We start from the raw sequence: 15,297 nt of genomic DNA, 5'->3' as shown, positions 1-15,297 counted from the left end.
GTAAGGAATGGACATGAATAATATAAAAGAGTCTTCGCAACAGCCCGCCAAACGCTTTCTCTTGCCTGATTGGCTGAAGAACAGGATGCCGAAAGACACCGGGATCTTTATTGTCATGATCGGTATTGCCCTGGTGTTTGAAATCATCGGTTGGTATGTGCGCGATCAATCCTTTCTGATGAACCCGAACCGTCTGCTGCTGATCATATTGCAGGTGGCTATTATCGGGATTATTGCGGTGGGCGTGACTCAGATCATCATCACCACCGGGATAGACCTTTCGTCTGGCTCGGTGATCGCGCTGACCGCCGTGGTGGCAGCCAGTCTGGCGCAGACCTCCGACAGCCTGTCGCCGATGTATCCGTCGCTGGTCGATCTGCCGGCGGCGATCCCGATAGGCGCGGGGATCGGCGTGGGGGTGATTTGCGGTTTGATCAACGGCATATTGATCACCAAAACCGGTATTCCGCCCTTTATCGCCACGCTGGGGATGATGGTATCGGCGCGCGGTCTGGCGCAATACTATACCCACGGCAACCCGATAAGCTTTCTTTCCGATGGCTTTAGCGCTATCGGACAGGGCGCCATGCCGGTAGTCATTTTTCTGGTGGTGGTGGTGATCTTCCATATCGCGTTGAAGCACACCCGTTACGGAAAATACGTTTACGCCATCGGCGGCAACATGATCTCGGCAAAGGTCTCCGGCATCAACGTCAACAAATACCTGGTGATTGTCTACACCATCGCCGGCGGGCTTTCCGGACTGGCGGGCGTGGTGTTGGCCGCGCGCGTCAGCAGCGGCCAGTCGAGCATGGGGATGACCTATGAACTGGACGCCATCGCGGCGGCAGTTATCGGCGGCAGCAGCCTGATGGGGGGCGTCGGACGCATTACCGGCACGCTGATTGGCGCTGTGATCCTCGGTCTGATCAAGAGCGGCTTCACTTTTGTCGGCGTCGATGCCTATATTCAGGACATCATCAAAGGCCTGATTATCGTCAGCGCGGTTTCTATTGATATGCACCGTAACCGCAAAAAATTCTAGCGATAGCCTGGCGACGGCCATCGGAACGAAAGTGATGATGGCCTGGTAGCCAACGTATCCCGCGCCCCTTATCCCCCGCATGAACGCCGCCGCGTTTTGTTGACGCTCATTTCCGGTTTTTTTGTCGTTACCCGCATTGGATGGCATGACCATGCTTCATGATGGTGCGGACCTGGCGTGTTTTTTCAGCCATTAACTGAGCGTTATTTAATGATTAAAATAATGCTGCACCTATAACGTGCATTAAATCACTATTATTGTGCGTATATTTATGGCGATTTAAATTTCATTTAATGATGTTTGTGAAAATAAATTCATAGGTTTTAATTTTTTCCTTTAAATGTATTAAGTATACTTTTTTTGTTTATTACCCCCCTTGTTAATTCATTTTATCATAATGATTTCTCATCGGTATTTTTGTATTATACCATTGATTTTTATGTATTATTTTTTAGTTAAACCAGGTTCAGTCAAAACTATTTCTTATTTTTACGCCATGTAATATATGAATTTCCTCTGTTTGTTTTATTTGACCGCTGCGATTTAAAAGTGATAAAAGTTTCTCATTAGGTAATTTCTTTTCAATTAAAAACGAAAGAACAGAATATTAATCACACGTGATCTCATTGCGGGGAGTAAACCCATGTCATTAGAAAATGCAGATATTCGTATAGCGCCACGTTGGCAACGTCCTTCACGCGAGTGGCTGGCCGCATTTAAACCTTTCCCGGTCGCCAATATTGGTGACGCGATGGAGCGTTTGGGGATGTGCGATGCCGGCATCGTCCCGTTGTTTCCCGGCGTGCAATTTGTCGGGTTCGCTTTACCGGTGTTGGTCGCCGCGGGTGATAACGCGGCGGTGATTAAAGCGCTGGATTACGTCGAACCGGGCGATGTGGTGATGATTAACGGCCTCGGTCATGTCGATCGCGCGTTGGTCGGCGAGCAACTGACCCAGCGCTTTCAGCATGCCGGCGCCCACGGTCAGGTGTTGGATGGCGCGGTGCGCGATCGCAAAGTTATCGAGTCGACGGGGTTCCCGACCTTCGCTCGTGGCACGACACCTGCAGGGCCTTATAAGAATGGCCCGGGGGTGATCGGTGAACCGGTGGCTATCGGCGGCGTGGTTTGCTCTGCCGGCGATATCGTGGTGGCTGACGATGATGGCGTCGCCATCATCCCACTCTGGCGAGCCGAGGCCATTTTAGCGCGTGTTAAAGAAGTGGCGAAACGAGAAGCCGAACTGACCGCGGAAGTGACGCGACAGTATCGGTGATCTGACGCATGGCGGCCCGTTGCACCACCGTACCGTGCATCGGCGGAACATTAACACTATTGCAGGGCAGAACAATGAATAAATCACAAGCTATACCCATGAACTATTCCATACCGGTGAAAGAAGACGCCCAGAATAACGCGGTCAGACGCGCTTCACTGGCCGGTGGTATCGGCTCATTCGTTGAATGGTATGACTACGGCATTTACGGCCTGCTGGTCAGCACGCTGGTTCTGGTCTTTATGGCGAATGACGTGGGCACCACCAATGCAGGTCTGATACTGACCTACGTGGGTTTTACCGTCAGTTTTGTCGTCAGACCTTTCGGCGGCGTAATTTGCGGTTATCTGGGCGATAAGATTGGCCGTCAGAAGCTGCTGGCCATTCTGCTGCTGATGATTTCGCTCGCCACGGCCGCCATCGGTCTGCTGCCAAGCTATGAAAGCATTGGCTGGGTGGCGCCGGCGCTGTTGATTCTGCTGCGTCTGGTGCAAGGCTTCTCCGCCGGCGGCGAGGTATCCGGCGCAGGATCTTTTGTGGCCGAGTACGCCGAGGATCACCGACGCGCGGTCGTGATGTCGCCGCTGGTGATGGGGTCTTTCGTCGCTCTGCTGTTCGGCAGCCTGTTGATTGGCGGATTGATCAATCTGTTCGGCGCCGACGCCATGCGCGCCTGGGGCTGGCGTATTCCTTTCCTGTTGGCGATCCCCATGGCGATGATCGGTTTCTATATCCGTTCACGGATGGAAGATACGCCGCATTTTCGGATGATGCAGCGCCATAAGCGCATCGTTCGCAACCCGTTGAAAGAAGTGTTCACTTCGCGGCGTCACCTGAAGGCCATCGGTCTGGCGATCACGCTGCCGGCGGTAAACGGCCCCGGTTATTACATCCTGTTCGTTTATATGCCGACCTACCTCAATAAGGTGATGCACTTTACTCAGGTACAGAGTCTGCTGGTGACCGCCTGCGGCCTGCTGACCATTATCGGCGCCATTCCGATGATGGCCTGGCTGTCGGATCGCCTGGGGCGCAAGCCGCTGTTGATTGCCTCGGCGGTGGCATTGGCGTTGCTGGCCTGGCCGTGTTTCTGGCTGCTGACGCTCGGCATGCTGCCGCTGGCGTGTATGTCCGCCATGTTGCTGGCCTTTGCCTTTGCCGGTCACGCCGGGGTGATTCAAAGCACGCTGGCCGAGATGTTCCCGACGACGGTGCGTTACAGCGCCTATAGCATTGGTTTCAACGTTTCCACGGTGATTTTTGGCGGTTCGGCGCCGCTGCTGATGACCTGGCTGATTGGCTTGACCGGCATCGCCAGCATCCCGAGTTATATGGTGATGCTCACCGCCTGTTTAACGTTGGTTAGCGCCATTTATCTGCAAGAAACCGCCGGAAAACCGCTGCGTGACGCGTAAGTCACCGGCCAAAGCATGAATTTTTGAGTAACCCGAGAAGCAATCGAGGTAATTATGAAACACGCATCAACGTGGCGAATGGGATTTGATATCGGCGGTACTTTTACCGATTTGGTGCTGTTGGACGATGCCACTGGCTATGCGCTACGCCACAAAACGTTGACCACGCCGGAAGATCCCTCTGAAGGCGCGTATATCGGTCTGACGCAGCTTTTGGAGATTGCCGGAGTAGAGGCAAAACAGGTTCACACCATTACGCATGGCACCACGTTGGCGATCAATGCGTTGCTGGAACGTCGCGGCGCCAGGACGGCATTTGTGGTGACCAAAGGGTTTCGCGACGTATTAATCATGGGGCGTGAATACCGTTACGACATCTACGACCTGAATGGCGCGCCGGCCGCGCCGTTGCTGCCGCGTTCCGATGCTTATGAGTTGAACGAGCGCGTCACCAGTCGGGGCGAGGTGATTACGCCGCTGGACGCCAGTGAGGTGATTACGCTGGCCGCCGAGCTGCGGGCGCGGCAATACGAAGCGGTGGCGGTGCTGTGCATGCATGCCTATGCCTGGCCGGAACATGAGAATCAAATCGCCGCGATTCTGTCGCGTGAACTGCCTGGCGTATCCATCTCTGTGTCGCACCGGGTATCGCGCGAAATCCGTGAGTATGATCGCGGCGTGCTGACGGCGATGAATGCGTTTGTCCAGCCGAAAGCCAAACGCTATATGTCGCGTCTGGAAAATAAGTTGCGCGAAGGAGGCTTTACCTGCGACTGGCTGGTGATGGGTTCCAATGGCGGATTGATGGCGCCGCAGGTGGCGGCGGAGTACCCGACGCGCATTATCGAATCCGGCCCGGCGGGCGGCATCGTCGCGACGGCGGCGTTCGCCCGTAAGAACCAACATCCGCAGGTGCTGGCGTTTGACATGGGCGGAACCACCGCCAAAGCCTGTGTGGTGCGCAACGGCGAGCCTTCCATTACCACCGATTATGAGGTCGGCCGCGCCGATCGCCTGCTGAAAGGCAGCGGTCTGCCGGTAAAACTGCCGGTGGTCGATATGATTGAAATTGGCGCCGGCGGCGGCAGTATCGCCCGGGTCGATTCGCTCGGTCTGCTGGAAATCGGCCCGGAGAGCGCCAGCGCCTTCCCGGGGCCGGCTTGTTACGGCCGCGGCGGCGAGTTGCCGACCGTGACCGATGCCAACGTGGTGTTGGGGCTGCTTGATCCGCACGCTTTCCTCGGCGGACGGATGACGCTGGATGTGGACGCGGCGCGGCGCGCCATCGGCCGCGTGGCGGAGCCGCTGGGGTTGAGCATCGAAGATGCCGCCTGGGGCATTCATCAGGTCGCCAACAATAAAATGGCCGAAGCGTTGCGCACCCATGCGGTGGAAAAGGGCGTCAGCCCGCAGCAGATGACTATGCTGGCCTTTGGCGGCGCCGGCCCGAGTCATGCCTGGTCGCTGGCGAAATTGCTGAGCGTGAAGCGTGTTTACTTCCCGGACGGCGCCGGCGTGTATTCGGCATTCGGTTTGCTGACGGCGCCGCCCTGCGCCGACTTTGTGCGCAGCGACCGCTGCCGCTTGCTGCCGGGGCTGGATTTTAATGCCATCCACGCGGTATTTGCCGAAGGCTTTGATGAAGCCTTCACCACCCTGGCGGCGGCTAACGTCGATCCGCAAAGCGCATCGACCCAGAAACTGGCGGACGTCCGCTACGTCGGGCAGGGTTCCGAACTGACGGTTATGTTGCCGGATGCGTTCCTGACGCAAGGCGATATCGCCTCGCTGATCGCGGCGTTTGAAACCGCGCATTACGCGCGTTTTGGCCGCACCCTGCCCGGACAGGGCGTGGAGGTGGTGAACTGGCGCGGACGCGTGCAGACCACGCCGCCAGCCATTGCCGCCGGCGGGCAGCAAAGCGGCAACGCGAGCGACGAGCATGAAAAAACGCTGGCGGTTTACCTTGGCCGCGAGCTGGGCTTCAGCCCGTGCCGGGTGATCCCGCGCAGCCTGTTGACGGTGGCGGAACCCGTCGCCGGCCCCGCCTTACTGCAAGAGAAAGAGTGCGCGATCTACGTTGGGCCGGGGGCGACCGCCACGCTGGATCAGCAGGGCAATATCTTGATGGAGATCCACTGATGAATACCCGTACTGAAGACAACCTCGATTTCCTGAACGATCCCATCAGCCTGCGCATCACCTGGGATCGTCTGGTCAGCATTTCTGAAGAAGCGGCGGCAACGTTAATCAGCATGGCGTTCTCCAGCATTATCCGTGAAGTGGGCGATTACTCCTGCCTGTTGATGGATGCGCAAGGCCATTCACTGGCGCAGCCGAAGGCCAGCGTACCGGTTTTTATCGGCACTATGCCCGCCACGGTGCGTCATCTGCTGGCGAAATTCCCGGCTGAAACGCTGAAGCCGGGAGACAGCCTGATCACCAACGATCCCTGGCTGGGCACCGGTCACCTGAATGATGTCACCATTGTGACGCCGGTTTTCCGTGACGGCGAACTGGTGGCCTTTACCGGTTCGGCGGCGCATATGTCCGATATCGGCGGCTCGCTGAATATGGGGTCGTCGCGCGACATCTATGAAGAAGGCTTTTTGATCCCGCCGAGCAAGCTGATCGTGGCCGGTGAAGTGAATCAGCAACTGCTGGATTTGCTGCTGGCCAACGTGCGCTCGCCGGATCAGGTGCAGGGCGATCTGCATGCCATGCTGGCGGCTAACCAGATTGGCGCCGACGGCCTGCTGGCACTGATGGACGATCTGCACATCAGCCGCGTCGAACCGCTGGCGGAGAAGATCCATTCGCTAACGGAAAATGCGATGCGCAAGGCGATTCTGGCGGTGCCGGATGGCCGCTACGAGGCCTCTGTCGATATCGGCGACTATGAAGGCGATATCCATTTGCACGTCGCGGTGATCGTTGAGGGGAGCAATGTGGTTATCGACTATACCGGCTCGTCCGACGAATCGCTGTTTGGCAGCAACTGCCCGATGTCATTTACCTACGCCTACAGCGTCTATCCGCTGAAGTGTCTGCTGGAGCCGCATCTGCCGAACAATGAAGGTTGTTTCAAATCGATTACCGTGACTGCCCCGGAAGGCTCGATCGCCAATGCGCGACCGCCTTGCGCCGTCGAGATGCGTAACCGCGTCGGCCACATGGCGCATGCCGCCATTTTCTCCGCGCTGGCCGAGGTGATGCCGGAGCGCGTAATGGGCCACTCCGGCAGCGCGCCGGTCACCTGCGACGTGTTCGCCGGTCAACTGGACGACGGCCGGCGTTTCGTGGAAAGCCTGTGCGTCAACGGCGGCACCGGGGCGCGACCGCACGCCGACGGCATCGTGACCGGGTTCCCCGGCAACATGTCGTCGACGCCGATCGAACTGATTGAATCCGCGACGCCGCTGCTGTTCCTGCAAAAGGCCATTGTCCCGGACTCCGGCGGCGCAGGGCGCTATCGCGGCGGGCTGGCGCAGCGCATGGTGATCCGCAATCTGGGCAAATTTCCGCTGTCGCACAGCATGTTCTATTCGCGCCAGAAACATCCGGCGCAGGGGGTGCTGGGGGGGCAGGCCGGGGCGCCGAACTACATCGCCATTAACGGACGGCAGTTGGAAAAACCGGTGGGACGTCATGATGTGTTCCCCGGCGATGAAGTCACTATCCAGATGCCCGGCGGCGGCGGAAAAATGCCGGTCGCCGAGCGAGCGAAAGAGGCCATTGTGTACGATCTACAGCAAGGCTATATCACGGCGGAAGGGGCATTGCGCGATTACGGTTTTAGCCTCGACAACACGGAGTGGAGATAACTATGAATGCTTTACTTGGCAAAGTCGCCATCGTTACCGGCGCGGGGAGCGGGATCGGCCGCAGCACCGCCGAACTGCTGGCGGCGAAAGGGGCTAAAGTAGTGCTGGTCGGGCGTCGGCAGACGGTGCTGGATCAGGTGGCCGCGGGTATCCGCGAGCAAGGGGGAGAGGCCTGGGTGCATGCCGCGCATATCGAACAAAAATCCCAGGTGGTGAGTCTGGTGAATTGGACGATTGAACAACTGGGGGCGGTGGATATTCTGGTCAACAATGCCGGCAGCGCCAGCAAGGTATTGAACGCCCGCTGGATTGAAGAGGATGAGTGGCAACAGGTGCAGGATGTGAACCTGAAGGCCGTGTTCCTGCTGACTCAGGCGGTGCTGCCCGACATGCTGCAACGCGGCGGCGGCAGCATTATTACAGTGTCCTCCCTCGCCGCGCTACGGCCGAATTTACTGGGCGGCGCGGCCTATGGCGCTGCGAAAGCCGGCGTGCGTAATTTCATGACCTATCTGCACAACACGTTTCGCAATCAGGGGATCCGCGCCACCTGCATTTTACCGGGCGAGGTGAATACGCCGATCATGGACAACCGCGCCAACCCGCCGGTCAAGAGCGTGCGTGAGACCATGGTACAGCCGGAGGATGTGGCTGAAGCTATTTTACTGTGTGCGGCATTGCCGCCGCGCACCGTGATTGAAGAACTGATCGTTGCGCCGGCCTACCAGCGCGACATCTCCGGCGATCTTGAGGTGAGCCGCTGGAAAGGCGCGCCGCCGGAATGTCGCGCCGAAAGGGAAAACTATCGCTAAGCTCCGCAGCCCAATGATTAACCATGAATATCATTAAGATAAGGTGAGAAATGAGTTCTTCAACATCCGTCCCGCGCTTCAAGGCGTCTAACGCCGTATTACGCGTAGAGAGCACCTCATTACGCGTGCAACAACCTCCGTCGAGCAGCGATATGGTGTCGCTGGCGATGGGCGAGCCTGATTTTGATACGCCGCCGCGCATCATCGCCGCCGCGGCGGAGGCCTTACAGCAGGGTTACACCCACTATGCCCCGCTGTTGGGCGACAAACTGCTTTGCCAGGCGTTGGCCGAACAGGTTTCCTCACTGTCCGGCGATCCGGTCGGCAACGGCGAGATCCTGGTCACTCACGGCGGCACCGGCGGGTTGGCGGCGGCGATTTTGTCTATCGTCAATCCCGGCGACCGGGTGGTTATCCCCGATCCGACCTATTCGCTGTACGCCGATCTGGTGAATATGGCGGGCGGCGTTTGTCTGCCGATGCCCTGCCGCGCCGATTTACACTGGGATCTTGAACTGCTGGAAAGCATGATGGAAGGCGCGCGCTTGTTCATCTTCTGTAACCCGGGAAACCCGACCGGGATTGTCCATAGCCAGCGCGAGATCGAAACGCTGGGCCGTATTGTCCGCAAGACCGGTACGCTGGTGATTGCCGATGAGGCCTACAGTGATTTAGTCTTTACCGACCAGGCCTTTACGTCGGTATTGCAGGTTCCCGCTTTCAAAGGCCGCACCCTGTACTGTCAGACTTTCTCGAAAAGTTATGCCATGACGGGCTGGCGGGTAGGGTATCTGGCGGGGCCGGCTGATATGATTACGGCGGCGGCGCGCGTGCACAATACCCTGAATGGCTCCGTCAACACGGCGGTGCAACGGGCGGCGCTGGTGGCGTTAAAATCCTGTGGAGATGACGTGAAACGGATGTATGCGGTCTACCGCGAGCGTCGCGCGCTGATGATGGACGGCTTATCGGCTATTCCCGGCTTGGCGCTCAATCAGCCGGAAGGGGCGTTTTACTGCTTCCCGTCTTATTCATTGCCGATCCCGGCCATTGATATGGTGGGGCTGCTGCGTGAACAAGGCCTTGCCGTTCGTCCGGGCAGCGAATTCGGCGCGGCGGGGGAAAGTCATTTGCGTCTATCCTATGCGGCCAGTAAAGAGGCCATCGCCGAAGGCGTCGCCAGACTGAAGCGCGGCCTGGCGATGCTGAGTTAACAAACAAAAGCAACAACAGTGTAATACATTAATTTGCATCGTATGGAGTGGGATTATGCGCAGTGATACCGAACGAAATCGCAAAAGTCTGATTCAGGCGGCCGCCCGGTTGTTTGAGGTGGCGGAGGGGCCGATCAGCCTGTCCGAGATTGCTGTGGAGGCGCAAGTATCGGTGGCGACCGCATATCGCCAGTTTTCATCGGTTGAAGAGGTGTTGAATACCTATCGGCGCGATGTGGGGGCACTGTTGTTGGCGTTCAGCGAGCGGCAAACCTGCACCGGCCTGGAGCGGCTGGAAAAGGTTTGCCGTTACTGGATCAAGCTGGTGCGTGAGCGCGGGGCGGCGATGGTGCCGATGCGTAACCGGCGCGGCTATCTGGAGCGCCTGTGGGAAGGCGCCGATTATCTTCTGGTACAGGCCGATGCCGTCAGGCCGCCGCTGCGCGAGGCGATGGCCGAAATGGCGCTGCCGGACATCGGCGATAAAGCCGTCTTCCTGTGGAACATCCTGTTTGATCCGCGGGAGATCTTTGACCTGATGGATACCGTCGGCCTGAGTGAAAGGGAAGTCGGCACGCAGTTAATGTCGGTGCTTATCGGCGGCCTTAAAGGTTGGGCGGAGGTTAAACCGGTGACGGCCGCGACCAGCCGGATACGGTAAAAAACGACACCCTGGCTTATTGAACTGACTATCGCCGCGCGGCGAGGGATTCTTACGTCCGTTCTTCAGGTAAATGATGATGTTTTTCAACTAAATCAGCAGGTATAGTTAATCATGAGCACACTGTCTTATGTTTCGGCAGATAAGTCCTCTGCGTGGGCCACCTATTTATCACAAATTGAACGCGTGTCGCCGTACCTCGGTGAGTTAGGCGAATGGATCGATACGTTGCGCCATCCCAAACGGACGCTGATTGTGGATATTCCTCTGGAAATGGATGACGGCAGCATTCGACATTTTGAGGGTTACCGGGTACAGCACAATTTATCACGCGGACCGGGCAAAGGCGGCGTCCGCTTTCATCCTGACGTCTCGCTGGATGAGGTTATGGCGCTTTCGGCCTGGATGACGATCAAGAGCGCGGTACTGAACCTGCCGTTCGGCGGAGCCAAAGGCGGGATCCGCGTCGATCCGAAAGCATTGTCGGTTAAAGAGCTTGAGCGCCTGACCCGCCGTTATACCAGCGAGATTGGCGGCGTGATAGGCCCGCAGCAGGATATCCCGGCGCCGGATGTCGGCACCAACGGGCAGATCATGGCATGGATGATGGATACCTACTCGATGAATGTCGGCGCCACCACAACCGGCGTCGTGACCGGTAAACCCATTCATCTGGGCGGTTCTCTCGGTCGCGTCAGCGCCACCGGACGCGGGGTGTTTGTCACCGGCTGCGCGGCGGCTGACAACATTGGCTTATCCCTTGATGGCGCCCGCGTGGCGGTGCAGGGGTTCGGCAATGTGGGCAGCATCGCGGCGATGCTATTCGCCAGGCAGGGGGCGAAGGTCGTGGCGGTACAGGATCACAGCGCAACGCTCTATCACGCGGACGGCATTAACATTCCCGCATTAATGGCCTGGCAGCAATCGCACGGCGCCATCGCCGGTTATCCCCAGGCCGACGTTATCCGCAGTGATGATTTCTGGTTGCAGGAATTTGATATTCTGATCCCGGCGGCGCTGGAAGGGCAAATCACGCCGCAAAGAGCGGCCAACTTGTCATGCCGGCTGGTGCTTGAGGGCGCCAATGGCCCGACCTTCCCTGAAGCCGATGATATTTTGCGTCAGCGCAATATCGTGGTGGTGCCCGATGTGGTTTGTAATGCCGGCGGGGTAACGGTCAGCTATTTCGAATGGGTGCAGGATTTTTCCAGCTTTTTCTGGAGCGAGGACGAGATTAATAACCGGCTGGATCACATCATGAAAAATGCCCTGGATGCCGTATGGCAAAAAGCGGATAAGCTACAGGTGACGCTGCGTACCGCCGCTTATGCGGTCGCCTGCGAAAGGATATTGATGGCGCGTAAAGAACGCGGGTTGTATCCCTGAGTCGGATTTGCCCGCAGGTTCATATCGCCGGGGTGGTTCGCATAGCCTCTCACTCGGATGGGTGAGAGGCTGCCTGTTTCTTTATATAAAAGGTTAACATTGTGGCGTTAGGGCATGTGTTCATTGTTTTACTGGTTGTCTTCATGTGGGCATTCAATGTTATCGCCATCAAAATGGGTATCGCGGAGTTGCCGCCGCTATTTTTAACGTTGCTGCGGTTTGTCGTCGTCGCCCTACTGATTGTTCCCTTCACGCGGATAAACCGCGAACAGTTGAAAACGATGCTGTGGCTGGCATTGACCTTCGGGCTGTTGCATTTCGCGCTGCTATTTGTCGGTATGCGTTTTACCGATGCCGGCACCGCGGCAGTGCTCGTCCAGTTAGGCACGCCGTTCGCCATGATCATCGCGGCGCTATTTCTTAATGAAAAGCTGCGTCTGGTGCAGTGTCTGGGGATCGCGGTTTCGCTGAGCGGCGCGGTGGTGATTTCAGGCAGTCCGACGGCCGCGTCGTGGAGCGCCGTCATCTTACTGCTTATCAGCGCCATGGGGTGGGCGGTGAGCAATATTATTGTTAAATCCTCGGTCAATATCCATCCGGTGACCATGGCCGGGTGGATGTCGTTTTTTGCCATCCCGCTTGTCGGTTTGGCGTCGCTGGTGTTTGAGACCGATCAGATCGGGGCGTTGGCGGATGCGTCATGGCGAGGCTGGTTTGCGGTGTTTTACAGCGCCATCGGCGCGTCGCTGGTGGCGTACTCGCTCTGGTACTGGCTGTTAAAACGTTATCCGGTGAACCAGATTATCCCGTTCTCGTTGTTAAGCCCGGTGTTTGCCATCGGCATGGGCGTAGTGCTGATGGGCGATAGCCTGAATGCCTATAAACTGGCCGGCGCCGTGCTGGTGATTGGCGGAACCTTCATCGCGGTGGTGAAGCTGCCTTCGCGCAGGGGCATGGCGCGTCAATCACCCCGGTAAGTGCGTGTCGCGGCATACACCGTTATCTTGTTGGCCTGCTACTGCCGTCCTTTCCTAATCTGCAATATTCAGCTTTTGTTTTTAGCTAATTGATAGTTAGCAGCTATCGCAATGGTCATGTGATTCTATTTTATCTATAACCCTGAACTGAGTAAGATTACTCGTGAATTTCAGCCGAAAGAACGCGCCGTCAACGGACGTTCTTTTGATAACGATCCAATGAAATTCCATGTTTTACGTTAACCGTTAGCGCAGCACCCAAGGCGAATATTACGAGCAATTTCATGTCAACGACTCAACATTCGTACACCAGACTGGCCGAGTCGATAGGACACACAAATAGAGGTAGGAAAACTCATGACAACTGAAAGCAAATGCCCGTTTTCGGGTGGCGGTAGTAAAGTGCCGAACAGCGGCGGCGGCACCTCAAACAAAGATTGGTGGCCGAACCAACTGAATCTGAAAATCCTGCACCAGCACTCCTCCCTGTCCGACCCGATGGATAAAGATTTCGACTATGCCGCCGCGTTCAACAGCCTGGATTTGGCGGCGGTCAAAAAAGATCTCCACGCCCTGATGACCGATTCGCAAGACTGGTGGCCGGCAGACTTCGGCCATTACGGTCCGTTGTTCATCCGTATGGCCTGGCACAGCGCGGGCACCTATCGTACGGGTGATGGCCGCGGCGGCGCCGGTGCGGGTCAGCAGCGTTTCGCCCCGCTTAACAGTTGGCCGGATAACGCCAACCTCGATAAGGCGCGTCGCTTGCTGTGGCCGATTAAACAGAAATATGGCCGCAACATTTCCTGGGCCGACCTGATGATCCTCACCGGCAACGTCGCTCTGGAATCGATGGGATTCAAAACGTTCGGTTATGCCGGCGGGCGCGCCGACGTGTGGGAACCTGAAGAAGATGTTTACTGGGGTTCCGAAACCATCTGGCTGGGCGGCGACAAACGCTATTCCGGCGAACGGGATCTGGAAAACCCGCTGGCCGCCGTGCAGATGGGGCTGATTTACGTCAACCCGGAAGGCCCGAACGGCAATCCTGATCCGCTGGCCGCCGCGAAAGATATTCGTGAAACGTTCAGCCGCATGGCGATGAATGATGAAGAAACCGTCGCGCTGATCGCGGGCGGTCACACTTTCGGTAAAACTCACGGCGCGGGCGATGCAGCGTTGGTCGAGGCGGAACCGGAAGCCGCCGGCATTGAAGAACAGGGGCTGGGCTGGAAGAGCCGCTTTGGCACCGGCAAAGGCGGCGATGCCATCACCAGCGGTCTGGAAGTTACCTGGTCGCAAACGCCGACCAAATGGAGCAACTATTTCTTCGAAAACCTGTTCGGCTTCGAGTGGGAACTGACCAAAAGCCCGGCCGGCGCCCATCAGTGGCAGCCGAAAGATGGCGCCGGAGCAGGCGAAATGCCGGATGCGCACGATCCGTCAAAGCGCCATGTGCCGACCATGCTGACCACCGATCTCTCTTTGCGCGTCGATCCGATCTACGAGAAAATCTCCCGCCGCTTCTATGAGAATCCGGATGAGTTCGCCGACGCTTTCGCCCGCGCCTGGTTCAAGCTGACGCACCGTGATATGGGGCCGCGTGTCCGTTATCTCGGCCCGGAAGTCCCTGCGGAAGAGTTGATTTGGCAGGATCCGATCCCGGCAGTCGATCATGAACTGGTTAATGAACAGGATATCGCCGATCTGAAAGACAAAATTCTGGCTTCAGGTCTGTCTATTTCGCAATTGGTATCGGCAGCCTGGGCGTCGGCATCGACGTTCCGCGGCTCCGACAAGCGCGGCGGCGCCAACGGCGCTCGTATTCGTCTGGCGCCGCAGAAAGATTGGGCGGTCAATCAGCCCGAGCAACTGGCGCACGTGTTAAGCACGCTGGAAGGTATTCAGCAGACATTTAACAGCAGCCAGTTCGGCGACAAGAAAGTGTCGCTGGCCGACCTGATCGTGCTAGCCGGTTGCGCCGGCGTTGAACAGGCGGCGAAAAACGCCGGTCACCCGGTGACCGTGCCGTTCACCCCGGGACGTATGGATGCCTCGCAGGAACAAACCGATATTGAGGCCTTTGACGTGCTGGAGCCGATTGCCGATGGGTTCCGCAACTACCTTAAGGGGCGCTACAGCGTTGTTGCTGAAGCGTTGCTGGTGGATAAGGCGCAGTTGCTCACCTTGAGCGCGCCGGAAATGACGGTGCTGCTCGGCGGGTTGCGGGTACTGAACATCAATGCCGGCCAAACCCAGCATGGCGTATTTACCCGGCGTCCGCAGGAGCTGACCAATGATTTCTTTGTGAACCTGCTGGATATGGGCACGACGTGGAGAGCGGCGGCGGACAATGAAGGCGTGTTTGAAGGACGCGACCGCGTGACCGACGAACTCAATTGGACGGCCACCCGCGTCGATCTGATTTTCGGTTCGCACTCGCAGCTGCGTGCGTTGGCCGAAGTTTACGGCAGCGCGGACGCGCAGGCGAAATTTGTGCAGGATTTCGTCGCGGTGTGGAACAAAGTCATGAACCTCGATCGCTTCGACCTGGTATGATCCGTAGCGCGATGTTAACCCATCGCGTCTGAACATTCTCGGCCCGGCGAGCCGGGCCGAGAGTGAATTCCTCTATTAAATTTCAGACACCGATCAAGAGATCATCGCTGGGCGCTTGAGTTAGGCCG

At 57.5% G+C, this 15,297-nt stretch carries 11 protein-coding genes; all 11 read left to right on the top strand.

Going from position 1 to position 15,297, the window contains the following annotated elements; all coding sequences use genetic code 11:
* The first annotated feature begins 13 nt into the window (after positions 1–13).
* Positions 14–1,045: an ABC transporter permease gene (locus HOY33_RS03970; RefSeq protein WP_172288728.1), complete on the top strand. Its 1,032-nt coding sequence runs from the start codon at positions 14–16 to the stop codon at positions 1,043–1,045.
* A gap of 643 nt (positions 1,046–1,688) precedes the next feature.
* Positions 1,689–2,321, top strand: a complete 633-nt coding sequence (locus HOY33_RS03965; RefSeq protein WP_172288726.1) for an RraA family protein — start codon at positions 1,689–1,691, stop codon at positions 2,319–2,321.
* A gap of 74 nt (positions 2,322–2,395) precedes the next feature.
* Positions 2,396–3,736 carry an MFS transporter gene (locus tag HOY33_RS03960; protein ID WP_172288724.1) on the top strand — a complete coding sequence of 447 codons (1,341 nt, stop codon included), beginning with the start codon at positions 2,396–2,398 and terminating at the stop codon, positions 3,734–3,736.
* Positions 3,737–3,790: 54 nt separating this feature from the next.
* The gene (locus HOY33_RS03955) at positions 3,791–5,878 is read left to right on the top strand and encodes a hydantoinase/oxoprolinase family protein (RefSeq protein ID WP_172288722.1); all 2,088 of its coding nucleotides are present in this window, start codon (positions 3,791–3,793) and stop codon (positions 5,876–5,878) included.
* Positions 5,878–7,560 (top strand): hydantoinase B/oxoprolinase family protein, encoded by a 1,683-nt coding sequence (locus HOY33_RS03950; RefSeq protein WP_172288720.1) that lies wholly within the window; start codon positions 5,878–5,880, stop codon positions 7,558–7,560. The genes HOY33_RS03955 and HOY33_RS03950 overlap by 1 nt, the downstream gene beginning before the upstream one ends.
* Before the next feature lie 2 nt (positions 7,561–7,562).
* Positions 7,563–8,372, top strand: coding sequence for an SDR family oxidoreductase (locus HOY33_RS03945; protein WP_172288718.1), 810 nt, complete (start codon positions 7,563–7,565; stop codon positions 8,370–8,372).
* 50 nt (positions 8,373–8,422) lie between these two features.
* A complete protein-coding gene (locus tag HOY33_RS03940; protein ID WP_172288716.1) occupies positions 8,423–9,586 on the top strand; it encodes a pyridoxal phosphate-dependent aminotransferase in 1,164 nt (387 codons plus the stop codon).
* Between the two features lie 55 nt (positions 9,587–9,641).
* On the top strand, positions 9,642–10,247 hold the full coding sequence (locus tag HOY33_RS03935) for a TetR/AcrR family transcriptional regulator (RefSeq protein WP_172288714.1): 606 nt from the start codon (positions 9,642–9,644) through the stop codon (positions 10,245–10,247).
* Positions 10,248–10,361: 114 nt separating this feature from the next.
* Entirely contained in the window at positions 10,362–11,633 is a 1,272-nt protein-coding gene (locus HOY33_RS03930) for a Glu/Leu/Phe/Val dehydrogenase (protein WP_172288712.1), read from the top strand.
* A 101-nt stretch (positions 11,634–11,734) separates the two neighbouring features.
* Complete coding sequence (locus HOY33_RS03925) at positions 11,735–12,610, top strand: EamA family transporter (RefSeq protein WP_172288710.1); 876 nt, start codon at positions 11,735–11,737, stop codon at positions 12,608–12,610.
* Between the two features lie 357 nt (positions 12,611–12,967).
* The gene (gene katG / locus HOY33_RS03920; protein WP_172288708.1) at positions 12,968–15,169 is read left to right on the top strand and encodes a catalase/peroxidase HPI; all 2,202 of its coding nucleotides are present in this window, start codon (positions 12,968–12,970) and stop codon (positions 15,167–15,169) included.
* The last annotated feature ends 128 nt before the right edge of the window (positions 15,170–15,297 follow it).

This window comes from Brenneria sp. hezel4-2-4, from assembly GCF_013155275.1.
Classification (GTDB): domain Bacteria; phylum Pseudomonadota; class Gammaproteobacteria; order Enterobacterales; family Enterobacteriaceae; genus Brenneria.
This window is presented reverse-complemented; position numbering and strand designations above follow the sequence as displayed.